Here is a 23687-nt window from a genome sequence, read left to right on the forward strand (position 1 = left end):
CCGTCCCTGCAACCCGATATCCATGCTGGCTCATCAGCACCTCATTCTCTGTCGCCGCTCGCTCTGAGGAATGCCAGCGCCGTGTCGGCCATCCGGCCCATTGACCGGGTCACGTCTTCGACAGGCCCCGAAAGCGCGCCGCAACTCCGGTCGGATCGCGCTCATTATCGCCGGACCAATCGCGCATCACAGTCCATGGAAGACACGCCATTGGATCTTTTGCGGTTCGTAGGGCCGATGTCCGATTTCGCCAAAACGCATGATGAGAGCGGTTCGAAGACCATCGGTGGCCTTCGCTCGCCAACCGCCAGCCCACCGCCGCAGCAGGCCTCTCAGTCGTCCTCGAACCGATGGCGCGCCGGCGCATGGCTTTTCTGGAGACAGGGCAGTTTTGTAGGCCCGCAGACTATTTCGACCGGGCAACTTGGCGGATCGCAGGCCGGCCTGCGGCTGGACTATGACATCGCGCCTCATGCTGCGATCCGGATGACAGGCTATGGCCGACTGACCGGGGCGCTCCAACGTCCGGCCGCACCGGAAGCGGCCGTCGGCCTGTCCATCCAGCCAGTCCGCGCGATTCCCGTTACGCTGGCGACCGAGCGGCGCATCGCGCTCGGCACTGGCGGGCGCAACGCCAATGTCGTGATGGCGGTCGGCGGTTTTGGACCTACGCCGGTAGCGCCATCGATCATGGCCGAAGCCTATGTACAGGCCGGCATTGTCGGCTTCCGGCAGAAGGATGCCTTCATCGACGGAAAAATCTCCCTGAATGCGCCGCTGTCGGGTACGCCCCTCCGTCTCGGCGCCGCCGTGTCAGGTGGCGCTCAACCCGGTGCCGCCCGTCTCGACATCGGCCCGGAATTGCAGTTTCGCCTGCCCCTGCCGCAGGCCAACGCCCGCCTGTCCGTCGAATGGCGGCAGAGGATTGCCGGGCAGGCGCGGCCGGGCTCTGGCCTTGCCGTCACCCTGGCTGCGGATTTTTGATCGATCGCAACCATCGCCGCTTTATATCGGCGTCGGTTGAGGGTAACCCGAACGGGCATGGATCTCTACCTGCCCATAGCCAATCTGTCGGTCAACGCGCTTGTCATCATCGGCCTTGGCGGTCTCGTCGGCCTGCTGTCGGGCATGTTCGGCGTAGGCGGCGGCTTTCTCACCACTCCGCTGCTGATCTTTTACGGCATTCCCCCGACCGTCGCCGCAGCCTCTGCCGCGTCCCAGGTCACCGGCGCCAGCGTATCGGGCGTGTTCACCCATATGTCGCGCGGCACTGTGGATTTCCGCATGGGCGGCGTGCTGATCGCCGGTGGCGTCATCGGCGCGGGGATGGGCGTCTTCATCTTCCGCCTGCTCCAATATCTGGGTCAGATCGATACCGTTATCGGCATCCTCTACGTGCTGATGCTGGGTGGCATCGGCGGCCTGATGGCCAAGGAGTCGATCCAGGCCCTTATCGCGCTGAAGACCGGAAAGCGTCCCCCTGCGCGCAAGCGCCGACACCATCCGCTCGTCGCCGCGCTGCCGATGCGCTGGCGCTTCTATCGATCCGGCCTCTATATCTCGCCGCTGGCCCCGCTGTTGCTCGGCATGGCGACGGGCATCCTGACCATGCTGCTGGGCGTGGGCGGTGGCTTCATCCTGGTGCCCGCGATGCTCTATCTGCTCGGCATGGCAACGCAGGCGGTGGTTGGCACCTCCCTGTTTCAGATATTGTTCGTCACCATGGCAACGACGATGATGCACGCCATGACGACCAAGGCAGTGGACCTCGTGCTGGCCCTGTTGCTGTTGATCGGCAGCGTCACCGGCGCGCAGGTCGGCACTCGTATTTCCATGTCGATCCGCCCTGAATATCTGCGAATCCTACTGGCCGCGATCGTGCTGCTTGTCGCAGCGCGCATGGCCTTGGGCCTGGGCTGGCGGCCGGATGAAATCTACACGATAGAGGTCGGCTGATGCGCCGCCGCGTCGCCCTGTCCGCGCTTCCACTTGCCCTTCTGCTATGCGGCGCGGACGAACCGCAACTGGTGCCAGACGTCTCCCAGCGCGATATCGCAATCCAGTATAGCTTCACTGGCGCGGACCTGCTGCTGTTCGGTGCGATCGTCTATCCTGAAGGCCGCCGCCCTGAAAAGCCGGCCGACATCGTCGTTGTGCTCAAAGGGCCGGAACAGTCCATCACCATGCGCGAAAAGCAAAAGGTCGCGGGCATATGGGTCAATGCCGATGAAGCTCAATTCCGTTCAGCGCCCAGCTTCTACGCCATGGCCTCCTCGCGCCCCATCGACCGGATCGTCGATGAACGCACCGCCGCCATCTATGAACTGGGCGTCGACAAGCTCCAGCTTTCCCCCTCCTCCCTGAATGACAATGGCGAACTGTCCCGCTTCCAGGCAGGGCTGGTCGATCTGCGCGCCCGGTCCGGCCTGTTCGTCGAACGCCCCGGCACGGTGGAGATCACCGACGGCGTCCTCTACCGCGCCCGTTTGCCCTTGTCGGCGCGCGTCATCGTCGGCGACTATACCGCCGAAACCTTCCTGGTGCAGGACGGGCGCGTCGTCGCCGCAGCCGTGCGCGACATCACCGTGCGCAAATCCGGCTTCGAACAGTTCATGGCCAGCGCTGCCGAACATTGGTCCTTCGTCTATGGCCTGGTGGCGATCGCCATGGCGGTGGGCATGGGATGGGCCGCCGGCGCCATCGCCCGGCGCATCTGACATTTACCAACTTCTTATGATTTGGATCGGACCGCGGACACAGTGCCGAAAACCTTGTCCTCGTTCCGCGCCGAACTTGCCCAGATCGTCGACCGCGCTTCGACCTCAGCCGCCGGCTGAGCGCGGCGCAGGTCCAGCGCTATCGACCTAGCTTTAACGCCGGCAATCATCGGCGCCGTATTCTTGGGCCCGCGCCACATCAGGAAGGTCAAGCGCCCACCACCCTTGCGAAACGGCGAGCCGCTCGACCATTGAGTTTTACTCGGCGAACAACTGTACCGGCCCGATCAGGCCGGACGGCCGCAACGGCGCATCGGGCTGGTAAGTCGGCGCGGCGGTGAAGGTGACCTGCTCCGCACCGGGCTGCTGATCGCCGATCAGGCGATTGACCCACAGATTGGCGACCTTGATTTCCAACTCGTTGTTACCCGCCTTCACCAGCTTGCCGATGTCGAGCCGATAGGGTGCGAACCATGTCGTACCGGCAGACTGTCCATTGATGCGTACTTCGGCCAGATCGCCGATCTTGCCCAGATCAATCCAGAGCGGCGCGCCGGGCTTCACCCCCTTGGGCAAAGCGAAGCGCGTATGATAGCGCGCCGTCCCGGAGAAATAGCGCACGCCCTTGTCTGCATTGGTCTCCAGCGGCGTCAGTTTCGGCATGTCAATCTTCGCCGGCGCACCGCGGTTCGGCTGAAAACTGACACTCCAGGGACGGCTGAGCGTGGCGACCTGCCGCGCTGGCTTGGCCGCAATCGTGGCCGATGCGGCCTTGGCCGGATCACGGAACAGGATGAAAAAGGCATCCTCTGCGCCGACATCCAGCGGGATCACCGTTTCCCCGCCCTCTATGCGGTAGGATACGGGGGTCGCAGTCCCATCGATCGCGCGCCACAATTCGGGTTGCCGACCCGCCACACGAAAGTGCGCCTCGATGCGGCCCGCCTTGTCGGTGCGATTGTTGACGAAATAGAGGTCGCCATCGGCCAGCTTGCGGTGGATGAAGCGATAGTCCGCATCCGCAGCACCACTCGCGACACGGAAGTCCGGGCCGACGCCGGCACTGGCCAGTGCGGCTTGGGCATCCTGGCTGGAGATGACCCGCCCCTTGCCGACAGCACCACCACGCCAGAGACGATCGGCCAGCGCCTTGAAGGCGGCGGCGTCATCCTGAAGGCCCGGCGGGCGTTCGGGCGCGGTGCCAATAACCGTCGCGCCAGCGTCCACCAATGCAGCAATGCGTCGCAACGTCGCCAGCGTCATAACCCGGCTCGACCCACCAAGATAGAGCGCGCGATATCGGGCCTTTCCAGCGACCAATTCGCCCTTTTCGACGCTCATGCGGTTGGCCAGGATATCTGCATTGACGAAATCATAGGCGTAGCGGGTCGGCAGATCTGCCGGCACGCCATGTTCGAACAGCGATGTGATCGGCGCGTCCTCGCCATAGAAATAAGCCAGGTCGGCATGGTCGCGGCCCTGCTGGAGCAGATAGCCGGTGCGCGCCATATAATCGACCCAAGGCTTGGCCATCTCCGCCCAGCTTTCATGCCGGTTAAAATATTGGCCGAATATCATGAGGCTAAGGCCCGGCAGCTTGTCGTCCACCGGCTGATGAACCGACGTATGGACGATGGGGCGGTTGACGCCCGATACGAACTCCAGGTCGATGACGCGCTTCAGGTCGGACGGCGCGAAGGCCCAGGGCGCAAAGGCCGATGTCATGCTTTCCGCCGAAACGATATTCTGGCCGTAGATATGGGCGACCGACGCAGCGCCCTTCATATCGCCGATCAGGGTCGGACGCGGCGCGGCGCCCCGGTTGAATGTCCACATCGCCGCCATCGGCACATCGGCATGGGACCGCATGGCCAGATCGTCGCCCAGCACCGGGCGCCCATTTTCCAGTGCCTCGCCATAGACGGTCAGGCCATTTTCATGCGCGACCTTCGCCACCGTGCCATAATGGGCGTCGGCCAGCAGGTCGGCCAGCGTCTGCCGATAGTCATGCAGAAAAGCATCGCTGCGCGCGGCCGACCCCACCACGACGCCGGTCAGCGCAGGCAGGAACGGCACCGGATCATAGCCACGCCGCGCTTGGAACTCTTCAACCATGCGCGGGGTCCAGTTGGACGCACCAACCTCGATACTGTCGGTCAGCAGCGCACGGATACCCTTTTTGCCGATCCAGTCCGCACCCACCGTGTCGCGATACATGCCCAGGTAGGTTTCAAGATAGCGGCGAACGGCAGCGGCATCATATTTATCGACTTCCAGCCCCGTCGCTTCGGGCGTGGCGGGATGGTTAGTCTTGCCGGTCAGCGAATAGCCCATGCGGACGATGCGCCAGTCGCTGCCTTTGGGCGCGGTCCAGTCCAGCGTGCCGTCGGGGCGCAAATGGCCGGTCAGGTCGACGACTTTCGCCGGGTCGATCGCCGGTACATCAGATGCGCGTCCGTCGCTCAACACATTATAGTCCGGCACGATCCCGTATCCGGCCTTCACTTCATATTGATCGATCTTCGGGTCGGCCGACAGCCGCAACGCGCCAATGCCCAGCGTCGGACTATCCGGCCGCGCGAACACATCCATCATCACCGCACCGGGCGCGCCGTCGCCCAATCCGGGCGACTTGGGCGCATCATTGGGCGAAAGCACCAGCCGGAAACGCCGCGCCGTGACGGGGGCAACGCCGATCGTGGCGGACACCTCGGTCAGGGTGAAACGGCCCACCGGCCGCCAGCCTTGCGCCGTCTCCACCTCCAATGTCGGGCGGTAGGCCGGATCACCGAAAGGCGGACGGGCATGGGGCACGAACAGGCTGGCCGAACGAATGGTGACGGGCTTGCCATAGTCCAGGATCAGCGCGCCGGGATGGACCGCGTCGCCCTTGGCCAGTTGCGCGACGGTTTCCAGGTCATCGTCAAGCAACGGCGCCGCGTCCAGCGCAGCACCATCGGCCTGTGTCACCCGCGGTTGCGGCAGAGACGTCGCCACGACCGGATAGGCCAGCACCCGCGCGTCGGCATAATAGCTGGGTAGCGCCCCAGCGTCGGCTCCGCCGGACAGCGGATCGTTGAACTTTGCACTCTGGAACGGCCCCGTGACAGCTGGCGGCGCTGGCAAAACGCCCGTCACCCGCTGGCCGCCACGCAGGTCGGTTTCACTCCAGACCAGCTTCTTCATGGCGTCCTGCGGCTTGACCCAGGGGCCGCCCGTTTCGCTCCAGCCCGGGGAGGCGGCGATGGCGAATTCCAGACCCTTGGCATCGGCCGTCTGGACGGCATGACGGAACGCATCCTTCCAACCGTCGGTCATATAGACCAGCCGTTCCTTGACGATCTGCGGCGTCATCAGGCTGGCATCGAAATTCTGCACGCCGCCAATCCCCATGCGCGCCATCCAGTCGAGATCCTTGTCGATCCCCTCCTTGGTCACATTGCCGTTCATCCAATGCCACCAGACGCGCGGGCGCGCCGACTGGGGCGGATTGCGGAAGCCATCGGCCAGTTCATCCGCCCGCGCCGGCGTGGCCAGGACGGTGCAGGCCAACAAAGCGAAAAAGCGAAGGGTGCGGGGCGTCATCTGGGCAATCCTCTTTCTATCGACCAGCGCGGACGGACGATATGAACCGCCCCAGCGCCAGAGTGGCGACCAGCGCACCAAGCGCACCGCCATAGGTGATTTTGATCGCCAGGGCGGTGCCCCAGCCGATGGTCGACAGGGCCGCCGCGCCGATGGCAAGGGCCAGAAAGCCGCCCAGGACGCCGCCGGCCAGAGCAAAGAGAGCCGCACGAGTGAGGATGGGCCGAAGCCCCGGTCCGTTCCCCAGCCGTTTCCTGGCGATCAGCGCGGGAACCAGCGCACTCATCAGCGCGACCGCGATGCTTTGCGGCACGAAATCGATCGCCAGATTGTCCGGCGCCATCCAGCCGAGCGGACGCGACACGGTCCCGAATACGCCCAGGAAGAAAGCCAGGCTCAACACCCCGTTGATGACGACGCTGATGCCGGCTTCCCGGCGGATCGATACGGCCGGCGCCGTCACTGCCCGGCCTTCGTGCTCAACAGGCCGCGCATGTCCATCCAGGACAGGAACTGCGGCAGCAGCCCCATGGTCGTGGTGCCGGGCTTGCCCATGCCGAAACCATGATCGCCACGCTCATAAGCGTGAAGCTCGACCGGCACATGAACCCGCCGCCAGCTTTCCACTAGCGCATAAGAAGGATTGGGAAACAGGCTATCGTCATTGGCGATGGCCGCGAACATCGGTGGCGCGTCGGCCGGCGCATTGCGCGCCAGCATCGGACCATAGACATAGCCGATGAAGGACGGGCGATCGCCCCCCTTTCCTTCCAGTGCCGCGTTCAGAGTGGTCATCGCGCCCGCGGAAAAGCCGATCATGCCGACCCGCGTCGGATCCACGCCCCATTTGCCGGCTTCACCGCGCACCATCTTCAAAGCCGCCAGCGCATCGAGCGTGGCGCGCGGCTCGGTGATGCCCGGCGCGGCGGTCGGATCGCGCAGCGAATCCGCCATCCGCTTGCCCATATAGGCGGACGCCTCAGCGGTATCGGCCGGGGTCGGGTTCAACCGATATTTCAGAACGAAGGCGGCAATGCCATGTTCGGCCAGCCAGCGCGCGACGCTCCAGCCTTCATGCTCCATCGACAACAGCATGAAGGCGCCGCCCGGCGCCACGATGACCGCTGCGCCGGTCGCTTTGGAGGGATCGGGCAGAACGGGCGTAATGGTGGGCACAGTGACGTTGCGAACGGCCAGATCCTGGCCGAAGCGAACCCAGTTCTCGGCCGATCCCTTGGGTGATTTTACCTGCGGATAGAGCGCAATGGCATCCGGCTCGGCCGGCGCCTGCGCTGGTACCGGAACAGGCATCTGCGCAACCGCCGGAGCGGTCGTCAGCATCGCGGCGATGAGAGCGATACGCTTCATGACGATCTCTCCCTTTACAGCGCGTTACGGCGTGCGATGGCGCCATAGATGCCGGCGCTGGGCTTGGGCGTCCGCGCAAATGTCACCGGATCGACACTATGCAAGCCGAACTTGGGCTTATAACCGAAAATCCATTCGAAATTGTCAAGCAGAGACCAGTGGCAATAGCCGCGCACAGGAATGCCATCGTCGATCGTCGCCTTCAGCCCAGCCAATGCTTCGGGAATGAATTTTGCGCGGATCGTGTCGTCTTCGGTCCCAACGCCATGTTCGGAGACCAGAATGGGCACGCCGGTCGCTTCATGGGCGTAGCGGACCGCGCCGGCGAGTGACCCCGGCCAGACTTCGGTGCCCGACCAGTTGACGGTCGATCCCTTGGGCGCGGGCAGCCGGCCCTTGTCGCCCCACAACGCACGCTCGTAATTCTGCACGCCGATGAAATCGTCGCCCTTCGCGACATGCAGCCATTCGCCATACAGCTCGCCGCGCATCCGGTCGCGCACCGAAGCCTTACCCACGGCCTGATCGTCCATCATGGCGAGCGAAATGCCGACCGGCAGGTCAGGCCGCACCCCCTTGATCGCCGCCTTGCCCGCCTGATGCGCGGCCAGCAGCCCCTTCTGCAAGGCCGGCAGGTCTGCGACATCGGCAACATTGGCGCTAACGAATTTGGGAACGCCCAGCCGCTTGGCCGCGGTTTCCAGCGTCAGCTTCTGAATAGCCCACAACTGCGGCGGCAGCATGGGCTTCAGTAGCAAAAGGATGTTCGGTTCGTTGAAGGTTATGACGCTATGGATGCCCTGCCCCAAAGCGCGCGTCGCCTTGTCGCAATAGCGCGCGAACAGCGACGCGCTTTCCGGGTTGGTCCAGCCGCCTTGCGCACTGAACCAGCGCGGCGCGGTGAAATGGCTAAAGGTCACGACCGGGGCCAGGCCACGTGCCCGACATCCCTCGATCACCGCTCTATAATGGTCGAGCATCGCTTGGCTGAACAGGCCCTTCTCCGGCTCGATCCGCGCCCATTCGATGCCGAAGCGATAGCAGTTGAGGCCCATCGCCTTGGCAAGGTCGAGGTCGGTTTCCCACAAGGCGAAGCTGTTGCAGGCATCGCCCGACGGCTGGCTGAACACGGTGGGTTGCTGGTTTTCCAGGAACCACAGGTCGCTGGCGATATTATTGCCCTCGATCTGGTGCGGCGCGGTGGCCGCGCCCCACAGAAAGTCCTTGGGAAAGGCCGGGTCGGCACTCTTGCGCGCGGCAAAGGCAGGGGCAGCCATGGCGGCAGCGCCAGTGGCCAGAAGGGTTCTGCGGTCCAGCATGTGTCCGTCTCTCCGATTATATATGAAATGTCAGGCAGTAGTTTCGCGCACGAAGGCGCAGATTTCTTGCGACAGCCGCCGGTCGGTGGTGCCCAAATGCATGGCCAGGCTGTAATGATTATGGCCCGAATGAATATAACCGCGCGGCATCGCGCCATGGCGGGTAAGCCGATCCTGCATCAGCCCCAGAAACTCCGCCTGAAAGCGCGGCGGATCAAATTCGGCACAGGCGATCAACAGCGGCAATCTGGTCGAGGCGACCGCTTCCAGCGGCATACGCTCCGGATAAAGCACCGGATCGCCATAATAGAGCATGTCCCGCTGATCGAGAGGCGTATAGCCATAGAGGCCCGAAAGCAGGATGGCGGCGCGAACGTCACGATCTCCAGCCAGCTTGAGATAGGCCGAGACATGCACCGCCCCTGCCGACGTGCCCATCAGGACGATGCGACCGGGATCGCCACCATGTTGCGCAGCATGGTCCTTGATCCAGGCGACGACGGCCGCGACATCATCGGCCCCGGCCGGCCAGACATTGTCGGGCGCCAGCCGATAATTGATGACGACGCCCAGAAAGCCCGCCTGTGCCGCCATGCGTCCGACATTGGCGTTGGGCCAGACCCCCGCGCCGCCCTTGTCGCCTTTTAGGAAACCGCCGCCGTGGACGAAGACCATGATCGGCGCCGGGTCGCTGCCCACAGGTCGGTAGATATCGATCCGATGCCGGTCATGCGGCCCATAAGCAATGTCCGCAGCCGCCACCGGCACTTGCGCCATCAGTGCCGACTGTTCGACATCGAACAGCGCACGACATTGGTCGAGAACATCCGGGCCAAGGTCGGTACCCAGCGCCGCGATGTCCTGTCTGGTCTGGTTCATCCGTCCCCTTTCCTATGCCGTGCGGTAAACAGGCATGGCGGAGCGTACAGCCCCGCCATGCTACTGTCAGATCAGAACTTCGCGTCGAAGCTGATGCCCACCTGGCGGAAGGACTGCGGGCCATAGATGGCACCGATATTCTGCTCGCCCTGGTCGGTGGTGTAGGGGAAATCGCTCTGCATCAGCGAAGGCTCATGCACGTTGAACAGGTTGCGGCCGAACACAGCGACGCTGTAGCGATTATCATCGGTGCGCAGTCCGATCCGGCCACCTACCAGCCAGTGCGGGCGGAAGGTCGTCAGGCTGTTCGAATTGGCTTCGTAGCGCACGCGCGATTTCCAGACCGTGTCGGCGGCCACGAATCCGTTCAAGCGACCCGCCACAGGCGCTTCATATTCACCCGACAGCGTGAACTTATATTTGGGTGCATAGGCCAGTTGCGAGCCGCCGATGTTAGTGCCATCCGTACCGATGAAGTTGGTCGGGTAGGTCGCCTTGGCATAGATGAAGCCGGTATTGAGCGACAGGCCTTCGAAAACCTTGCCAAAGAAGTTGATTTCCGCGCCGCGCGACTTCACTCCGTTGATGTTAGTCTGCACGCAGGAAATGACGGCAGTGCTGTCCACGGTGCACTGCTGCGCCTGGAAATTCTTGATCTTCTGATAGAAGACGCTGAGGTCCGCGACCCAACCGCCGAACAAGGTGGTCTTCAGGCCTGCTTCATAAGCCATCGGGATTTCGGGCAGTACGACGAAAGGCTTGGCCGGTGCCGACGGGATGGCGATCTGGCCGCCCTTGAACCCGCGCGATGCGGTGGCGTAGATCATCATGTCGCGGGCCAGATCATATTGCGCACCCAGCCGCCAGGAGAATTTCTGGACGTCCAATATGGTGCGGCTGAACGGATCGGCGGGCGTGAAATAATCGTAGCGATCCATCGACAGTCGATCGGTCGTGAACCGGCCACCGGCAATCAGGCGCAGGCTGGGCGACAGATGGAAGGTGCCCTGCCCGAAGACGGCAAGCGATTCATCCTGAATATCCAGATCAGCGCCGGGGTTGCGCACGATCGGGATGGTCAGGCCAGGGAACGGCACCACCGACACCGAAAGGCTTTCCGGATCGCGTGTCTGCTTCTGGTTCGAATAGAAAACGCCAGCGGTATATTCCAGGAACTGATCGGCAGGCGAACTGACTCGCAACTCCTGCGTAAACAGGCTCAGCTTGCGGTTCACCGCACCGTTGCCGACCTGCAATTCCAGTGGATCGCCACGGAATACGTTGGTCGCCGCGCCAAAACCTGTTTCGTTCGATTTGCGATAGGCGGTGACGGAGGTCAGCGTGAACGGATCGGCTTCGTAATCGAGCTGGAGCGAGCCGCCGTAATTTTCCGTACGGCCGACATAGGAGGAGTCGGAGCAATATTTCTGATTGCCTTCGCCGGGCGTCACGCCGCAGCTTGCCAGCCGGCCCGTGATCCCGACGCTGTCCCGAAGCAGGCCGCCCAATGCCGTGCCGGGGCCGCTGGTCTGGACGAAGGTGAAGAAGTCGCCACCATTTTCGGCACGGCTCTTGGTATAATCGCCGATCAGGTTGACGGTCAGCCGCTCGGTCGGCTCCCAGAGCAGACGCCCACGCACGCCATATCGATCATTGTCATTATAATCACCGGTCAGTGCATTCTTGTTTACGCCCTGGCGCAAATTGGTGACGCCCGACACACGAATGGCGGTATTGGACGCCAGCGGGATGTTCACGACGCCTTGAATGACCTGATTGCCGAACTTCGACCCGGCGGTGCCGGCATCGGACAATTCGGTGCGCACCCGCGCAGAAAAGCCGCTGGGGTCGGGTGCATTGGTCGTGATGTTGATGACGCCCGCCGACGTCGTGAGGCCGAACAAAGTGCCCTGCGGACCTTTCAGCACTTCGATCCGCGACACGTCGAACAGGTCGGAGATGTTGGCATTGCCCTGGCTGACCTGATCGACGACCACGCCCACCGAGGCGACCGCCCCGGCCGAAAAGGTCTGTGTCCCGATACCGCGAATGGCGCCGCCGCCGCCGGTATTCTGGCCCGGCGCCTGCTGGATTTCCAGCGAAGGCGCGACGCGGCTGAGGTCGTTGACCGTATTGACCTGCTGCCGTTCCAGTTGCGCCTGATTGGCGACGGTGATGGAGATCGGCACCTCCGTCACCTTCTCCGCCTTGCGCTGGGCGGTGACGATGATGTCCGAATTGACGTCCGCTGCGTCTGCTGCCTGTTGCGGCGTTGCGTCCTGCGCAAAGGCGGGCACCGACAGGGCGATGACGCTCGCGCCAGCGAGCGCGGTGATGGTCAGGTTGAACTTACGCATGATGTCCCTCTCCCTTTCTTATGATTGGGTAGTTGTTGATTATTGTTCGTCGATGATGCGGTTGGTGAGCGTGCCGATGGCGCCGATGCTGATTTCGACCTTGTCGCCGGCCTTCATGTAGAGCGGCGGGGTGCGCTTATCGCCCACGCCGCCGGGCGTGCCGGTGGCGATGACGTCGCCGGGGCTGAGTGGGGTGAAAGCCGACACATATTCGATCACGGTCGGGATATCCCAGATCATGTCGCCGACCGGCTGGTCCTGAAGCAGTTCCCCGTTCAGGCGGGTCTGGACGCGCAGGGCGTCCAGATCCTCGATCTCGTCCGCCGTCACCAGGGCCGGGCCGAAACCGCCGGTGCCGGGAAAGGTCTTGCCGGGCGTGAACTGGATATTGTGCCGCTGCCAGTCGCGCGCGCTGCCATCGTTGAAGGCAGAGTAACCGGCGACATAGTTCCAGGCGTCGGCCGCCGCGACCTTGTGCGCGGGCTTGCCGATGACGATCGCCAACTCGCCTTCATAGTCGAACCGTTCGGTCACGGACGGCTTCACCATCGGCTGGCCGTCGGCGACCAGGCTGTCGGCATAGCGCACGAAGATCGCCGGATGCGCTTTCTGCTCGCGGCCGGTTTCCTTGACATGATCGGCATAGTTGAGGCCGACGCACAATATCTTGGCCGGATCGGGGATGACCGGCATCAACACGATGTCGGCTGCGGCAAAGGTCGCCCCATCGGTCAGCGCCGACAGGCTGCCCTCGGCCAGCGCCGCCTTCAGGCTGGGCGTCGCACCGGTCGCCAGTTCGACGATCGTCTCACCGTCAAGGCGGCCAAAGCTGGCGGTGCCGTCGGGGCGGCGAAAGCTGACATAACGCATTAGTGATTTTCCTCAGTCAGAACATCGAGGGGCTGGGCGTCCCATTCGCGACGATGGCGAAATTTCTCTTCGGCGGCGCGCAGGCCGTCGAAATCCTTGGTCGAAATGCCCCATTGGTCGATCCGCCTGGCAGGCCAGGTCCAGTCTTCCGGCGCGCCGGCCTGATAGTCGTGAGGCACCTTCTCGACAGCGGTCGAAAATTCGATGACGGGACCAAAGGGGGCAATGAAATAGGCGAAGACGTTGGCGCCCGGACCATGACGGCCCGGCCCCCAGGCTGGCGCCATATCCTGATCGCGCAAACGGCCGATGCCGCGCATCACCGCGTCGATATCCTCCATCTCGAAGGCGATATGGTTGAGAGAGGCGAATCCGGCACGGGCGAAGGCGGTCGAATGATGGGAGTCGTTGCAGCGCACGAAAACCATGGCCTTGGTCCGGTCCGACACGCGGAAGCCCAGTGCATCCTCGACCAGAAGGCCGGTCGCTTCGGCGTCGGCGCTGTTGAACACGACATGGGTCAGCTTGACCGGCAGGTCGCGTCCCTCAATCGGCGCGACTTCCGCCGCATCGACCAGAAAGCGGAGCAGTTCACCCTCGGCCAGTTCGACGATGATGCCATGGCCGCCGCCCGGATCGGCTGAGGTCACGGGCGCGGCAGGCAGGCCTGCTTCGGTTACGCTGCGCTTCAACTGCTCCAGACTGTCGGCGGTGCAGACGAAGGTAGTGGAACGGACATGAGGGTGCGCCGACTCTTCCAGCGCGACCAGATAGGGATAGCTGCCCGATCCGCGCAGATAATGAATGTCGCCCACGACATCCGCCGGGGCCATGCCCCATATGTCCGTCAGGAAAGCCGCCGCCTCCGCCGCACCCGGCAGCGCCAGCTCGATGCTGCGCAATCTCATCGTTTTTCTCCATGAAACAGACCGGCGGCCAAAATGCCCGCGACGGCGCAGACCTCGTCGCAGTCGCCGGTGTCGCCGCTGATCCCGACGGCGCCGATCACCGCACCTTCCATGTCACGGATCAGGACGCCGCCGGGCGACAGAGCGAGCCGACCGCCGGTGGCGGCGACGACGCTCTGAAAGAAGACGGGGTTGGAAGCCGCGCGCGCGGCCAGAACCCGCGTATCCGCCCCCATCCCCAGCGCACCTACGGCCTTCGCCTTGGCGATATCGAAACGGAACAGGCTGGCGCCATCCTCCCGCACCATCGCCACCGGATGCGCGCCGGCGTCCAGCACCACGACGGCCAGCGGCTGCGCGCCATCGGCGCCGCCCTTGGACAGGGAAGCGTCGACGATGGTCCGCGCCTGATGCAGGGTTAGGCTCATGCGGCAATCTCCTGACGTGTGGCGCCAGCGATCAGGGCGTTGCGCCGGGCGATCAGGTCGCTCGCCTTCCCGGTGCCGAAAACATAATGATCGGGCCGGACCAGCACCGCATCGGCGTTGCGGGCGGCGAGCCAGCCAGCGATCGCGCCGCCGTCGTCCAATTGCGTGAGATCGATCACGGACAAATCGCCGCCGTCGATGGCCGTGCGGGTGAAGAGCCGCCAACCGCTGCCGGCGACATCGTCCAACAGCCGATCGCCGACGCGCGGCTGGATGAAGCGCTCGCCTGCGCCCGCCGTGCCCGTTGCGACAATGCCGGTGGCGATGGCGGGGATCAGGTCGGCGGCGGTGCCATGCTGAGCCTCCTTGGCGGCTTCACGCATGTTCGCGTCTCGCTCTGCCGCCGCTTGCGGATCGAGCATGCAGATATAACGGCCCGCCCCCACGGCGGCGGAAATGACGGCGCGGACATGGGGATCGCGCTCAGGCTGATAGGTATCAAGCAGTGCGTCGGGTGCCTGGCCCTTTAATACAAGGTCGAGCTTCCACGCCAGATTGGCGACGTCGCGCAGGCCATGGCACATGCCCTGCCCGAAAAAGGGCGGCGTCTGGTGCGCGGCATCGCCGGCCAGAAAGACGCCGCCCTGCCGCCACCGCTCGGCGATCAGTCCATGGAAACGATAGGTCGCTGCGCGCACGACCCGGTGCGGAACCCCGGACAGATAGGGCGCGACAAGGGCGGCAACCGCATCGGGTGCCATCATCGCCTGGTCGTCTTCGCCCGGCAACAGCATGAATTCCCAGCGGCGATGGTTGCCGCGTCCCGGCACGATCGTCGCCGGCCGGTTGGGATCGCACATCATGACCGACAGTTTTTGCAGGTCGGCGGCTTCGGGCACGCCCCACAGGTCGGGGAAGCGGACCGGGCCATCGACCTCGGCATCGACCACCAGCCAAGGTTCCTCGAAATCCAGATCGTCCAGCCTGATGCCCAACGCCTTGCGCACGGCACTGCGCGCGCCGTCGCAGGCGATGACATAGCGGGCCTGTTCGCTGCGGTCGCCGGACAGGCGGAGCGTTACGCCGTCCGCATTCTGCTCCAGTCCTTCGAATGCGACACCGAGTTGGACAGTTATATTGGGGTAGTCGGCCAGCGCGTCGCGGAGATGATCCTCCAGTTCGGGCTGGTAAAAGAAATAATCGTTCGACCAGCTGAACGGCCGCGCGCGGCCCACCGTCCCCATGTAGCGGATGACGCCATGGTCGGCGCCGACATGCAGATGTCCTTCGGTATCGCGCATGTCGCCAACGACCCGTTCGATGACCCCGGCCGACTGGAACAGGCGCATCATTTCATGGTCCAGATGCACTGCGCGGGGCAGCGGATAGGGATGCGCCGCCTGCTCGATCACCAGGACCGAAGCGCCGGATTTCCCAAGTAAATTGGCCGCAAAGGCCCCCACCGGCCCGCAGCCGATGATCGCAACATCGAACATGAAAGCGTCTTTCCGGTCAGGCAGCCACGGGCTGGGCAACAGGCGATTTATGCAGTCGCCCGCCAAGCATTATCATCTTGATATTATTGGAATTTTGCAGGATTTTCACATCCTGCGTCGGATCACCGTCTATCAGCAAAAGGTCAGCCAGATAACCCGGCTTCACCTGTCCAACTTGCTGTCCCATCAGCTGCCCGCCGAGCATCGTGGCGGCACTCAGGGCTTCGGCCGGCGTGAAGCCGTAATAAGTGACGAAATGCTCCAGGTCGCGGGCGTTGCGGCCATGGGGATTGAAGGGAAAACCATAGTCGCCACCGGGCAGAACGCGCACGCCCCGTGCCTTCAATTTGGGCACAAGCGCCTTTTCCAGCTCCAGACGCTCGGCCGCGCTCGCCTTCATCGACGCCATATTGATGTGCGGCGGGGGCGACGCTTCCAGCGCGGCGACCGACACGCCGGGACCGGGTGCGTAGAAGATCGCGTCCTTCTTCGCGGCCATCGCGTCGATTGCGGCATCGTCGGCGAAGGAGCAATGATAGAGGATGCGCGCGCCCGCTTCGAGCGCAAGCGTGATGGCGCGCGGCGAATAGGCATGGGTCGCGATCCACAGACCCGCTTCCTTCGCCGCCTCGCCCGCCGCCAGCATTTCCTCATCCGTGTAGAGGATGTCGCCGGACGAACCGGGCTTGAGCGCATCTTCGCCGGAAATGACCAGCTTGAGCGACTTGACCCCTTCCGCCGCGCAATAGGCGACGAAGTCCCGCATGGCTTGCGGACCGCGACCATTGAACACGTCGCCCGTCTCCACGCCCTCTTCGCCTTCCGGGCTGCGCTCCAGCGTCGAGGGGACCAGCCGCGGGCCGGGCGTTTCACCGGCCTCGATGGCGCGGGCGAGGTCAGGTTCGATTTGGTCGCCCAGCGCGCCGGCGGAATAGAGGCTGGTATAGCCATGGTCGAGCAGCACGCGGGCATTGCGCCACGCGGCGACCTTCAGTTCTTCTGGGGGCAGGATGAACTGGTGATAGATTTTCTCGACCGAACTGCCCCAGGTCAGGTGGGTATGCGCATCGACCATGCCGGGCATCAGCGTGCCGCCCTGGCCGTCGATCACATTGTCAGCCGTTGCGTCGGTGTCGGGCGGCAGGATGGCGACGATGCTGTCGCCTTCGATCAGGACGGCACCAGCGACGGGATCGCTGCCCGTTCCGTCGAATATCCGAACATTGCGGATAAGCTGTTGCACCTGAAGTCTCTCCTGCTCTCGTTATGGAGACGTTATAGGCTGCTACGCATAGAAAGAAAAATAATGATTTTTGGATACATCATAGTTTCGAACTATGGATAAGCGTGTCTAACAATTCCATGCCCAGACGTGACAAACGGCCCTCCGCCAATTTGCGCACGCCAATGCTTCGGGCAAATTGTGCTTCCTCGATCGCTATCGCGCGCAGCACGCCGATCGACAATTCGGCCGAGGCGACCTGCATCGGCAAGATGGTCACGCGCTGGCTTCCACGGACCATCGCCTTGGTCGTGAGCAGGGAGTCGCAGCGGATGATATCCCGTGGCACCGGGATATCGGCGGCCATGAACAGCGCATCGACCTGCCGGCGAAAGGCCCCGCGTGCTTCTGGCAAGACCCAGCGCATATGGGCCGTGTCGCGCAACGAAAGGCGCGCGGGCATGTGGTCATTCTGCCTGCCCACGATCAGGGCGAAAGGATCGCGAGAGAAAGTGCGTTCTTCGATGCCTGCGGGCGGCTGTTCGATGCCGGTGGTCACGAACGCCAGTTCGATTTCGCCCCGATGGAGCATCGCCGCCAGATCATGGTCTGGCCGTTCCACCACATGCAGGGCAAAATGGCCGATCCGCGCCTCCATGCGGCGCACCGCGTCGGGCAGCAGGCTGACCAGGGCGCCGGGCGTGCCACCCACCCGCAATGGCCCGGTCACGCCGGCGCTGGCCAGCTTCACTTCGGTTTCCACATCGGCCATCAGGCTGTCGATCGCCTCCGCGCGCCGCAGCAACGCCTCGCCTTCGGGCGTCAGCTGGATGCCGCTGCGCGAGCGCTCGAACAAGGACACGCCGCCCAGCGACTGTTCGAGTTGCGCGATCGCGATCGATACGGATGGCTGCGAGATATTAAGCGCCCGCGCGCCGCCGCTGATGCTGTTGGCACGGCAGACCGCCAGAAAGGTGCGGATGGCGCGCGGATCGATCATCAGGCGACGTCTCCGACGATGGGCGGCCCGACTATGGCTGCATAGATTGCAGGATCGACGTTGCTGCCCGACATCACAACGACGCTGGCGCCATCGCAGGATGGCGCGAGGCCGCTGAGCATGGCGGCCAGTGCGACCGCCCCGCCCGGCTCCACCACCAGTTTGAGCGAGGCGAAGGCGAAGCGCATGGCATCGCGCACCTGATCGTCGTTGACGACCAGACCGCCGGACAGCAGCGCCTGGTTGATCGGGAAGGTCATGCCGCCGGGGCTGGGCGCCATCAGCGCGTCGCAGATGCTGCGGGCATCGGTCGCCACCGTTTCGCGCCGGCCGCTGACGAGCGAACGGGCGGTATCGTCGAAACCCGCCGGCTCGACCGAATAAAGCGCGATATCGGGTGCGCGCGCCTTGACCGCCGTGGCAATGCCGGCGGTCAGGCCGCCTCCGCCGCAACAGACGAGGATCTGACCGATATCGGCACCCACTTCCGCCGCCTGGTCCAGAATTTCAAGGCCGGCCGTGCCCTGCCCAGCGATGATGAAGGGATCGTCGAAAGACGGCACCAGCACTGCGCCCCGCTCCTGGGACAAAGCGGTGGCGATCGCCTCGCGGCTTTCACGATGGCGATCATAAGTCACGATGTCCGCGCCGAGCGCGCGCGTGTTGGCCAGCTTGACCGCAGGCGCGTCGGCCGGCATCACTATCGTCGCCGGCATGCCGAGCAGCTTTGCAGCAGCCGCCACGCCCTGCGCATGATTGCCCGAAGACCAGGCGACGACGCCCGCCGCCCGCTCCCGATCGTCCAGCCGCGCCAGACGATTATACGCGCCGCGAAACTTGAACGATCCGGTGCGCTGCGCCCCTTCGAACTTCAGCAGGACGCGGCGGCCGACGCGATCGTTGAGCGCGTCATTTTCCAGCAAGGGCGTGCGCACGGCGGCCGGGGCGATGACATGGGCGGCGTCGATAATATCGGCGATGGTGATGACGGGCGGTTGATCCATGCGCGGCTCCTTATTGCGTCCAAGGCTCTAGCGCTCCCCCGGCAGGAGGAGAAGCGCCAACCTGCGCCTGCTGGCCCGCTCCTGGTCAGGCGCACGGATGGTCGATCTTTTTGCGACGTCCTGATTTTTTGCTACCCGCGCTACATGCAGATCGCGCGACGCCAGCGTGGCCTGATGGTCGCGGCAGACGATATCTGCATCATGCGCGGCAGCCAGATGGGCGTGCCCCTGAACGCACGCATCCTGATCCGGCCGGGCGACGCGGTGCTGGTCGAACGACTGACCTACGAGCCAGCCGTCGCCGCGTTCCGCGCCTGCGGGGCGAAGATCGTCACGGTCGGACTGGATGAAGACGGCGTCGATGTCGCCGATGGCGAACGCGCCTGTCGCAAGCATCGGGTGCGGGCGATCTTCCTCACCCCGCACCATCAGTTTCCCACCACCGTATCCATGCGGCCCGAACGGCGCCTGCGCTTGCTGGAACTCGCCCGACAATTCGCCTTCGCGATTATCGAAGACGATTATGACCATGAAGTTCATTTTAGTGCACAACCGTTGCTGCCGATGGCGAGCCACGCGCCTGCACGGGTCATCCATGCCGGTTCCACTTCGAAGCTGCTCGCGCCCGCAGTCTGGACGAAACGCTGGGCGCGTTGATCGACTATCGCATGCCTGATGGGGCAGCAATGCAACATGGTCGCCGTTCAAATGTCATGAATACGACCCGAAACGGACCGGAAACGGCAACCAATCCCACCTAACGCGATGCTGCAAGTGCGAAATCGCACATTGTTTGGGGATATAGGGTCATGACGATTTTGCACGCGCTTTCGCGCGCCTGCCTTCTGGGCGGCACCGGTCTGTTCGCTCTGGCGGTAAGCGTGCCAGCTTTCTCGCAGACGCCCGCACCTTCTGCGGCACAGCCGGCAGACGCCGATGGCGAGCCGACCTCGATCGTCGTTACCGGCGTGAAGGCGACGCGCTCCGCCACCGCCATTACCACGACGGAAATCCAGAAGATCCTGCCGGGCGTCGCGCCGTTCAAGGCGATCCAGACCCTGCCGGGCGTCATGTATGTGACCGCCGACCCATGGGGCAACAACGAACAGAACGCCTCGCTCTTCATCCATGGCTTCAGCGCCCAGCAATTGGGGCACACGCTGGACGGCGTGCCGCTGGGCGACCAGAGCTATGGCAATTTCAACGGCCTGTCGCCCCAGCGCGCCATCATCTCCGAAAATGTCGGCAGCGTCGTCGTTGCCACCGGTACGGCGGAACTGGGCATCGCATCGACCAGCAACCTGGGCGGCGGGATCGAGAATTTTTCGAGCGATCCGCGTGCGCAAATGGGCGCTCAGCTCAATCACACGTTTGGCAGCTATGGCACGGCCCGCACGTTTGTCCGCCTGGACAGCGGCGCGTTTGGTGATGGCAATAGCGGCTATGTCTCGGTCCTGCGCCATCGTGCCCGCGCCTGGGATTTCCGGGGCAAGCAGAAGGGCTGGGCCGCCAACGCGAAATTCGTGCACGACGACAGCAACGGCAAGTTCACGGCCTATTTCAGCTATTCCGACAAGCAGGAACCCAATGAGGACGCGACCACCGTCTTCAAGACCCCTGCGAATGCGGCGCAGGCATATCAGCCCTATACCCGCCCCTTCTTCTACCCCGACTTCGACGCAGCAGTCGCCTATCTGAACGCCAGCGGCAATGTGCCGGCGGCCGAAGCGCAGAATTATCGCAACTATTACAGCGCCGCCATCCGCACCGATTATCTGGGCTACCTCAAATATCAGGCCCATCTGTCGGACAAGGTCGATTGGTCGAACCAGATCTATTACCATAATAATGACGGTGCGGGCATCGTTGCGGGGCCGATCACGGTCGCGGGCCTGCCCAACCTGTTCTCGCTCTATTTCCCCGGCCAGAATCTGAAGACGGCCACCGGCAATTCGGGCTATGCGATCCGCACCACCGAATATCGTATCGACCGCGGCGGCATCCTGTCTTCGATCGACGCGACGCTGGGCAACCATCAGATCCAGCTGGGCGCCTGGTACGAATATAACAGCTCGGCCGCCTATCGGAACTGGTATGCGCTCGACGTCACCCGGCCGCAGGACTACAATCCCTATTCCCTGCCGCCGCACGACCCGCTGTTCACCCAATATGCCAGCGAAATGCGCACCAACGTCTTGCAACTCCATGTGCAGGACAGCTGGCAGGTCACGCCCAGCCTGTTGATCCAGGGCGGCTTCAAGTCCAGCCTGCAATTTGCCAGCGGCACCTTCCCGGTGCAGCCGATCATCGGGTCGCTGCCCGGTTCGGCAAGTGCCCTGCCCGAAGGCGAGATCAACACCAAGCGCTGGTTCCTGCCCGCAATCGGTGCGAAGTGGGACTTCACCGATAGCGAACAGGTCTATGTCAATGTGCAGAAGAACCTGCGCCACTTCCAGCCCTATGGCGGCGGCGGCGTTACGCCGTGGAGCAGCGGCAGCCAGGCAGCGTTCGACAATCTCAAATTCAACGGCCGTCCCGAAACATCCTGGGTCTATGAAATCGGCCTGCGCAGCCGCCGCACCATCGACAGCGCGTTCCTGACCGGCATCGAAGCGCAGGTGAACTATTATCATGTCGATTTCAGCGACCGCCTGCTGGGCATCACGCCCGCCGGCGCAATCGGCGGCATCGGCGGCGGTGGCATCAGCGGCGGGACGCCTGCGGTATTCAATGTCGGCGGCGTCAAGACGGACGGCATCGATGCGGCGCTGACGTTGCGGTTCGGGCAGGTGTTCTCGCTCTACAACGCCGTGTCCTACAATCGCTCCATCTACGACAGCGACTATAGCACCATCACCGGTGCCGCCACCGGCACCCGGATTGGCGGCATCGCGACCGTGGGCGGCGTCGTACCCACCGGCGGCAAGCTGATACCCGTCAGCCCGAAGTGGATGAACAAGACGGTCGCGACGCTGACGCTTGGCGATTTCGACGCGCAGCTGATCGGCGACTATGTCGGCCGCCGGTTCACCACCTTTACCAATGATGCGTCGGTCAAGTCGGTGTTCCAGGCCAGCGCCCGGATCGCCTATCGCCTGCCCGCCAGCATGGTCGGCCTGCAAAAGGCTGAAGTCAGCCTGAACGTCACCAACCTGTTCGACACGACCGGCGCGTCAACGGTGCAGGCGAGCGCGAACACCAACAACTATAACGTCTATCCCATCCCGCCGCGCCAGTGGTTCGCCACGCTGTCGGTGAACTACTGATGCAGGCCGGGCCAGTATCGCGCCGCTCCCTGCTTCAGGCGGGTGCTGGCCTGGCAGTCGGCGCTGTAACGGGCGCAGGAGCGGCGATCGCCGCGCCCATGGCGCGCAAGGGTCCGCCACTGCTGATCGCCCATCGCGGCGCATCGGCGCTGCGTCCGGAACATACGCTGGCCGCCTATGCCAAGGCGATCCAGGATGGTGCCGACTATGTCGAACCCGATCTGGTCGCGACGCAAGACGGCGTCCTGGTGGCGCGGCATGAGAATAATATCGCCGACACGACGGACGTGGCGGCGCGGACGGAATTTGCTGGACGCAAGACCGTCAAGACGATCGACGGCGAACGGCAGGAAGGCTGGTTCACGGAAGATTTCACCTTCGCGGAACTCAAGACTTTGCGTGCCAAGGAACGGCTGGGCGCGATCCGGCCCGAAAGCCAGTCCCATGACGGCGCGTTCCAGATCGTGTCGATGGAGGAGATAGCCGATTTCGTGGCAGCCGAATCCGCCGCACGCGGCCGGACCATCGGCCTGATCCCCGAAATCAAGCATTCGACCTATTTTGCCGGCATCGGCCTGCCGCAGGAGCAGCGGCTGATCGATATCATCGGCAAGAGCGCCTATCTCCAACGCGCGCCCTTCGCCATCCAGTCGTTCGAGGTCGCCAATCTACGTGCGCTGCGCGGCAAGATAGCCGCATATCCCAACATCCAATTGGCGCAGTTGATCGGCGACCCGGCCCAGGCCCCGGCCGATGTGCTGGCGGCGGGCGGCAAGCGGTCCTATCGCGACATGCTGACGCCCGCAGGTCTTGCCGACGTCGCGAGCTATGCCGATTATCTTGCCCCCCACGTCCGGATGGTCATTCCTGTCGACAAGGATCAGCGCCTGACGAGGCCCACAGGACTCGTCGATGCCGCGCACGCGGCTGGCCTGCTCGTCAGCATCTGGACCTTCCGTCCGGAAAATCAATTCCTGGCCGCTGATTTTCGCAACGGCGATGGCCCCTCTGCGCGCAATGAGGCAGGCAGTATTGCAGAGATGCAGCGCTACATCGCAACGGGTGTCGATGCGATCTTCACAGACGATCCGGCTTTGGGACGGCGTGCCATGTCCTAAGATCGAAAGAACAGAATTCCCAATCCAGATCGCCCCGAAGGCGACATCCAGCGGCAATATCATCGGCGGTCCGTACAGCAGGCCATGGGGTATATAAGGGGATGTGCGAAGCAGGAACGCGCCCTGTATCCAAACTGTCATTCAATATGT

19 protein-coding genes are annotated in these 23687 nt (G+C 63.7%); 6 read left to right on the forward strand and 13 right to left on the reverse strand.

Annotated elements, in window-relative coordinates; genetic code table 11:
• Nucleotides 1–195 precede the first annotated feature (195 nt).
• Genes AC07UX_RS07470 through AC07UX_RS07480 form a run of 3 tightly spaced genes read left to right on the forward strand, consistent with a single transcriptional unit; the run spans nucleotide 196 to nucleotide 2717 of the window.
• Nucleotides 196–984, forward strand: a complete 789-nt coding sequence (locus AC07UX_RS07470; protein ID WP_495191292.1) for a hypothetical protein — start codon at nucleotides 196–198, stop codon at nucleotides 982–984.
• Nucleotides 985–1041: 57 nt separating this feature from the next.
• Entirely contained in the window at nucleotides 1042–1956 is a 915-nt protein-coding gene (locus tag AC07UX_RS07475; protein WP_495191824.1) for a sulfite exporter TauE/SafE family protein, read from the forward strand.
• Nucleotides 1956–2717 carry a TIGR02186 family protein gene (locus AC07UX_RS07480; RefSeq protein WP_495191293.1) on the forward strand — a complete coding sequence of 254 codons (762 nt, stop codon included), beginning with the start codon at nucleotides 1956–1958 and terminating at the stop codon, nucleotides 2715–2717. Before AC07UX_RS07475 ends, AC07UX_RS07480 begins: the two co-directional genes overlap by 1 nt.
• Nucleotides 2718–2975: 258 nt before the next feature.
• Here AC07UX_RS07480 and AC07UX_RS07485 read toward each other — a convergent pair whose 3' ends face one another.
• The 13 genes from AC07UX_RS07485 to AC07UX_RS07545 form a co-directional block, all read right to left on the reverse strand.
• Nucleotides 2976–6302: a glycosyl hydrolase gene (locus AC07UX_RS07485; protein ID WP_495191294.1), complete on the reverse strand. Its 3327-nt coding sequence runs from the start codon at nucleotides 6300–6302 to the stop codon at nucleotides 2976–2978.
• A 16-nt stretch (nucleotides 6303–6318) separates the two neighbouring features.
• Nucleotides 6319–6765, reverse strand: coding sequence for a hypothetical protein (locus AC07UX_RS07490; protein ID WP_495191295.1), 447 nt, complete (start codon nucleotides 6763–6765; stop codon nucleotides 6319–6321).
• A complete protein-coding gene (locus tag AC07UX_RS07495; RefSeq protein ID WP_495191296.1) occupies nucleotides 6762–7670 on the reverse strand; it encodes an alpha/beta hydrolase in 909 nt (302 codons plus the stop codon). The genes AC07UX_RS07490 and AC07UX_RS07495 overlap by 4 nt, the downstream gene beginning before the upstream one ends.
• Nucleotides 7671–7684: 14 nt before the next feature.
• Nucleotides 7685–8989: a glycoside hydrolase family 1 protein gene (locus AC07UX_RS07500; RefSeq protein ID WP_495191297.1), complete on the reverse strand. Its 1305-nt coding sequence runs from the start codon at nucleotides 8987–8989 to the stop codon at nucleotides 7685–7687.
• Nucleotides 8990–9019: 30 nt separating this feature from the next.
• Nucleotides 9020–9868, reverse strand: a complete 849-nt coding sequence (locus tag AC07UX_RS07505) for an alpha/beta hydrolase (RefSeq protein ID WP_495191298.1) — start codon at nucleotides 9866–9868, stop codon at nucleotides 9020–9022.
• 71 nt (nucleotides 9869–9939) lie between these two features.
• The gene (locus tag AC07UX_RS07510; RefSeq protein ID WP_495191299.1) at nucleotides 9940–12225 is read right to left on the reverse strand and encodes a TonB-dependent receptor; all 2286 of its coding nucleotides are present in this window, start codon (nucleotides 12223–12225) and stop codon (nucleotides 9940–9942) included.
• 39 nt (nucleotides 12226–12264) lie between these two features.
• Complete coding sequence (locus AC07UX_RS07515) at nucleotides 12265–13095, reverse strand: fumarylacetoacetate hydrolase family protein (protein WP_495191300.1); 831 nt, start codon at nucleotides 13093–13095, stop codon at nucleotides 12265–12267.
• A complete protein-coding gene (locus AC07UX_RS07520) occupies nucleotides 13095–14003 on the reverse strand; it encodes a VOC family protein (protein ID WP_495191301.1) in 909 nt (302 codons plus the stop codon). The genes AC07UX_RS07515 and AC07UX_RS07520 overlap by 1 nt, the downstream gene beginning before the upstream one ends.
• A complete protein-coding gene (locus AC07UX_RS07525; RefSeq protein WP_495191302.1) occupies nucleotides 14000–14431 on the reverse strand; it encodes a GlcG/HbpS family heme-binding protein in 432 nt (143 codons plus the stop codon). The genes AC07UX_RS07520 and AC07UX_RS07525 overlap by 4 nt, the downstream gene beginning before the upstream one ends.
• Nucleotides 14428–15927 carry a bifunctional 3-(3-hydroxy-phenyl)propionate/3-hydroxycinnamic acid hydroxylase gene (locus tag AC07UX_RS07530; RefSeq protein WP_495191303.1) on the reverse strand — a complete coding sequence of 500 codons (1500 nt, stop codon included), beginning with the start codon at nucleotides 15925–15927 and terminating at the stop codon, nucleotides 14428–14430. Before AC07UX_RS07530 ends, AC07UX_RS07525 begins: the two co-directional genes overlap by 4 nt.
• Nucleotides 15928–15943: 16 nt before the next feature.
• Nucleotides 15944–17170 (reverse strand): amidohydrolase family protein, encoded by a 1227-nt coding sequence (locus AC07UX_RS07535; RefSeq protein ID WP_495191304.1) that lies wholly within the window; start codon nucleotides 17168–17170, stop codon nucleotides 15944–15946.
• A gap of 79 nt (nucleotides 17171–17249) precedes the next feature.
• Nucleotides 17250–18149, reverse strand: coding sequence for a LysR family transcriptional regulator (locus tag AC07UX_RS07540; protein WP_495191305.1), 900 nt, complete (start codon nucleotides 18147–18149; stop codon nucleotides 17250–17252).
• Nucleotides 18149–19153, reverse strand: coding sequence for a threonine ammonia-lyase (locus AC07UX_RS07545; RefSeq protein WP_495191306.1), 1005 nt, complete (start codon nucleotides 19151–19153; stop codon nucleotides 18149–18151). The genes AC07UX_RS07540 and AC07UX_RS07545 overlap by 1 nt, the downstream gene beginning before the upstream one ends.
• Nucleotides 19154–19297: 144 nt before the next feature.
• Between AC07UX_RS07545 and AC07UX_RS07550 the strand changes: the two genes are divergently transcribed.
• The 3 genes from AC07UX_RS07550 (at nucleotide 19298) to AC07UX_RS07560 (ending at nucleotide 23537) form a co-directional block, all read left to right on the forward strand.
• Nucleotides 19298–19810: an aminotransferase class I/II-fold pyridoxal phosphate-dependent enzyme gene (locus tag AC07UX_RS07550; protein ID WP_495191307.1), complete on the forward strand. Its 513-nt coding sequence runs from the start codon at nucleotides 19298–19300 to the stop codon at nucleotides 19808–19810.
• A 152-nt stretch (nucleotides 19811–19962) separates the two neighbouring features.
• Entirely contained in the window at nucleotides 19963–22419 is a 2457-nt protein-coding gene (locus AC07UX_RS07555; protein WP_495191308.1) for a TonB-dependent receptor, read from the forward strand.
• Nucleotides 22419–23537, forward strand: a complete 1119-nt coding sequence (locus tag AC07UX_RS07560) for a glycerophosphodiester phosphodiesterase (protein WP_495191825.1) — start codon at nucleotides 22419–22421, stop codon at nucleotides 23535–23537. Before AC07UX_RS07555 ends, AC07UX_RS07560 begins: the two co-directional genes overlap by 1 nt.
• Nucleotides 23538–23687: the final 150 nt, after the last annotated feature.

It is taken from the genome of Sphingobium sp. GW821-FHT02B05 (genome assembly GCF_059421905.1).

Coding starts and splice junctions, on each gene's coding strand:
- AC07UX_RS07470 (WP_495191292.1), top strand. CDS start 196: ATGGAAGACACGCCATTGGATCTTTTGCGGTTCGTAGGGCCGATGTCC.
- AC07UX_RS07475 (WP_495191824.1), top strand. CDS start 1,042: ATGGATCTCTACCTGCCCATAGCCAATCTGTCGGTCAACGCGCTTGTC.
- AC07UX_RS07480 (WP_495191293.1), top strand. CDS start 1,956: ATGCGCCGCCGCGTCGCCCTGTCCGCGCTTCCACTTGCCCTTCTGCTA.
- AC07UX_RS07485 (WP_495191294.1), bottom strand. CDS start 6,302: ATGACGCCCCGCACCCTTCGCTTTTTCGCTTTGTTGGCCTGCACCGTC.
- AC07UX_RS07495 (WP_495191296.1), bottom strand. CDS start 7,670: ATGAAGCGTATCGCTCTCATCGCCGCGATGCTGACGACCGCTCCGGCG.
- AC07UX_RS07500 (WP_495191297.1), bottom strand. CDS start 8,989: ATGCTGGACCGCAGAACCCTTCTGGCCACTGGCGCTGCCGCCATGGCT.
- AC07UX_RS07505 (WP_495191298.1), bottom strand. CDS start 9,868: ATGAACCAGACCAGACAGGACATCGCGGCGCTGGGTACCGACCTTGGC.
- AC07UX_RS07510 (WP_495191299.1), bottom strand. CDS start 12,225: ATGCGTAAGTTCAACCTGACCATCACCGCGCTCGCTGGCGCGAGCGTC.
- AC07UX_RS07515 (WP_495191300.1), bottom strand. CDS start 13,095: ATGCGTTATGTCAGCTTTCGCCGCCCCGACGGCACCGCCAGCTTTGGC.
- AC07UX_RS07520 (WP_495191301.1), bottom strand. CDS start 14,003: ATGAGATTGCGCAGCATCGAGCTGGCGCTGCCGGGTGCGGCGGAGGCG.
- AC07UX_RS07525 (WP_495191302.1), bottom strand. CDS start 14,431: ATGAGCCTAACCCTGCATCAGGCGCGGACCATCGTCGACGCTTCCCTG.
- AC07UX_RS07530 (WP_495191303.1), bottom strand. CDS start 15,927: ATGTTCGATGTTGCGATCATCGGCTGCGGGCCGGTGGGGGCCTTTGCG.
- AC07UX_RS07540 (WP_495191305.1), bottom strand. CDS start 18,149: ATGATCGATCCGCGCGCCATCCGCACCTTTCTGGCGGTCTGCCGTGCC.
- AC07UX_RS07545 (WP_495191306.1), bottom strand. CDS start 19,153: ATGGATCAACCGCCCGTCATCACCATCGCCGATATTATCGACGCCGCC.
- AC07UX_RS07550 (WP_495191307.1), top strand. CDS start 19,298: ATGCAGATCGCGCGACGCCAGCGTGGCCTGATGGTCGCGGCAGACGAT.
- AC07UX_RS07555 (WP_495191308.1), top strand. CDS start 19,963: ATGACGATTTTGCACGCGCTTTCGCGCGCCTGCCTTCTGGGCGGCACC.
- AC07UX_RS07560 (WP_495191825.1), top strand. CDS start 22,419: ATGCAGGCCGGGCCAGTATCGCGCCGCTCCCTGCTTCAGGCGGGTGCT.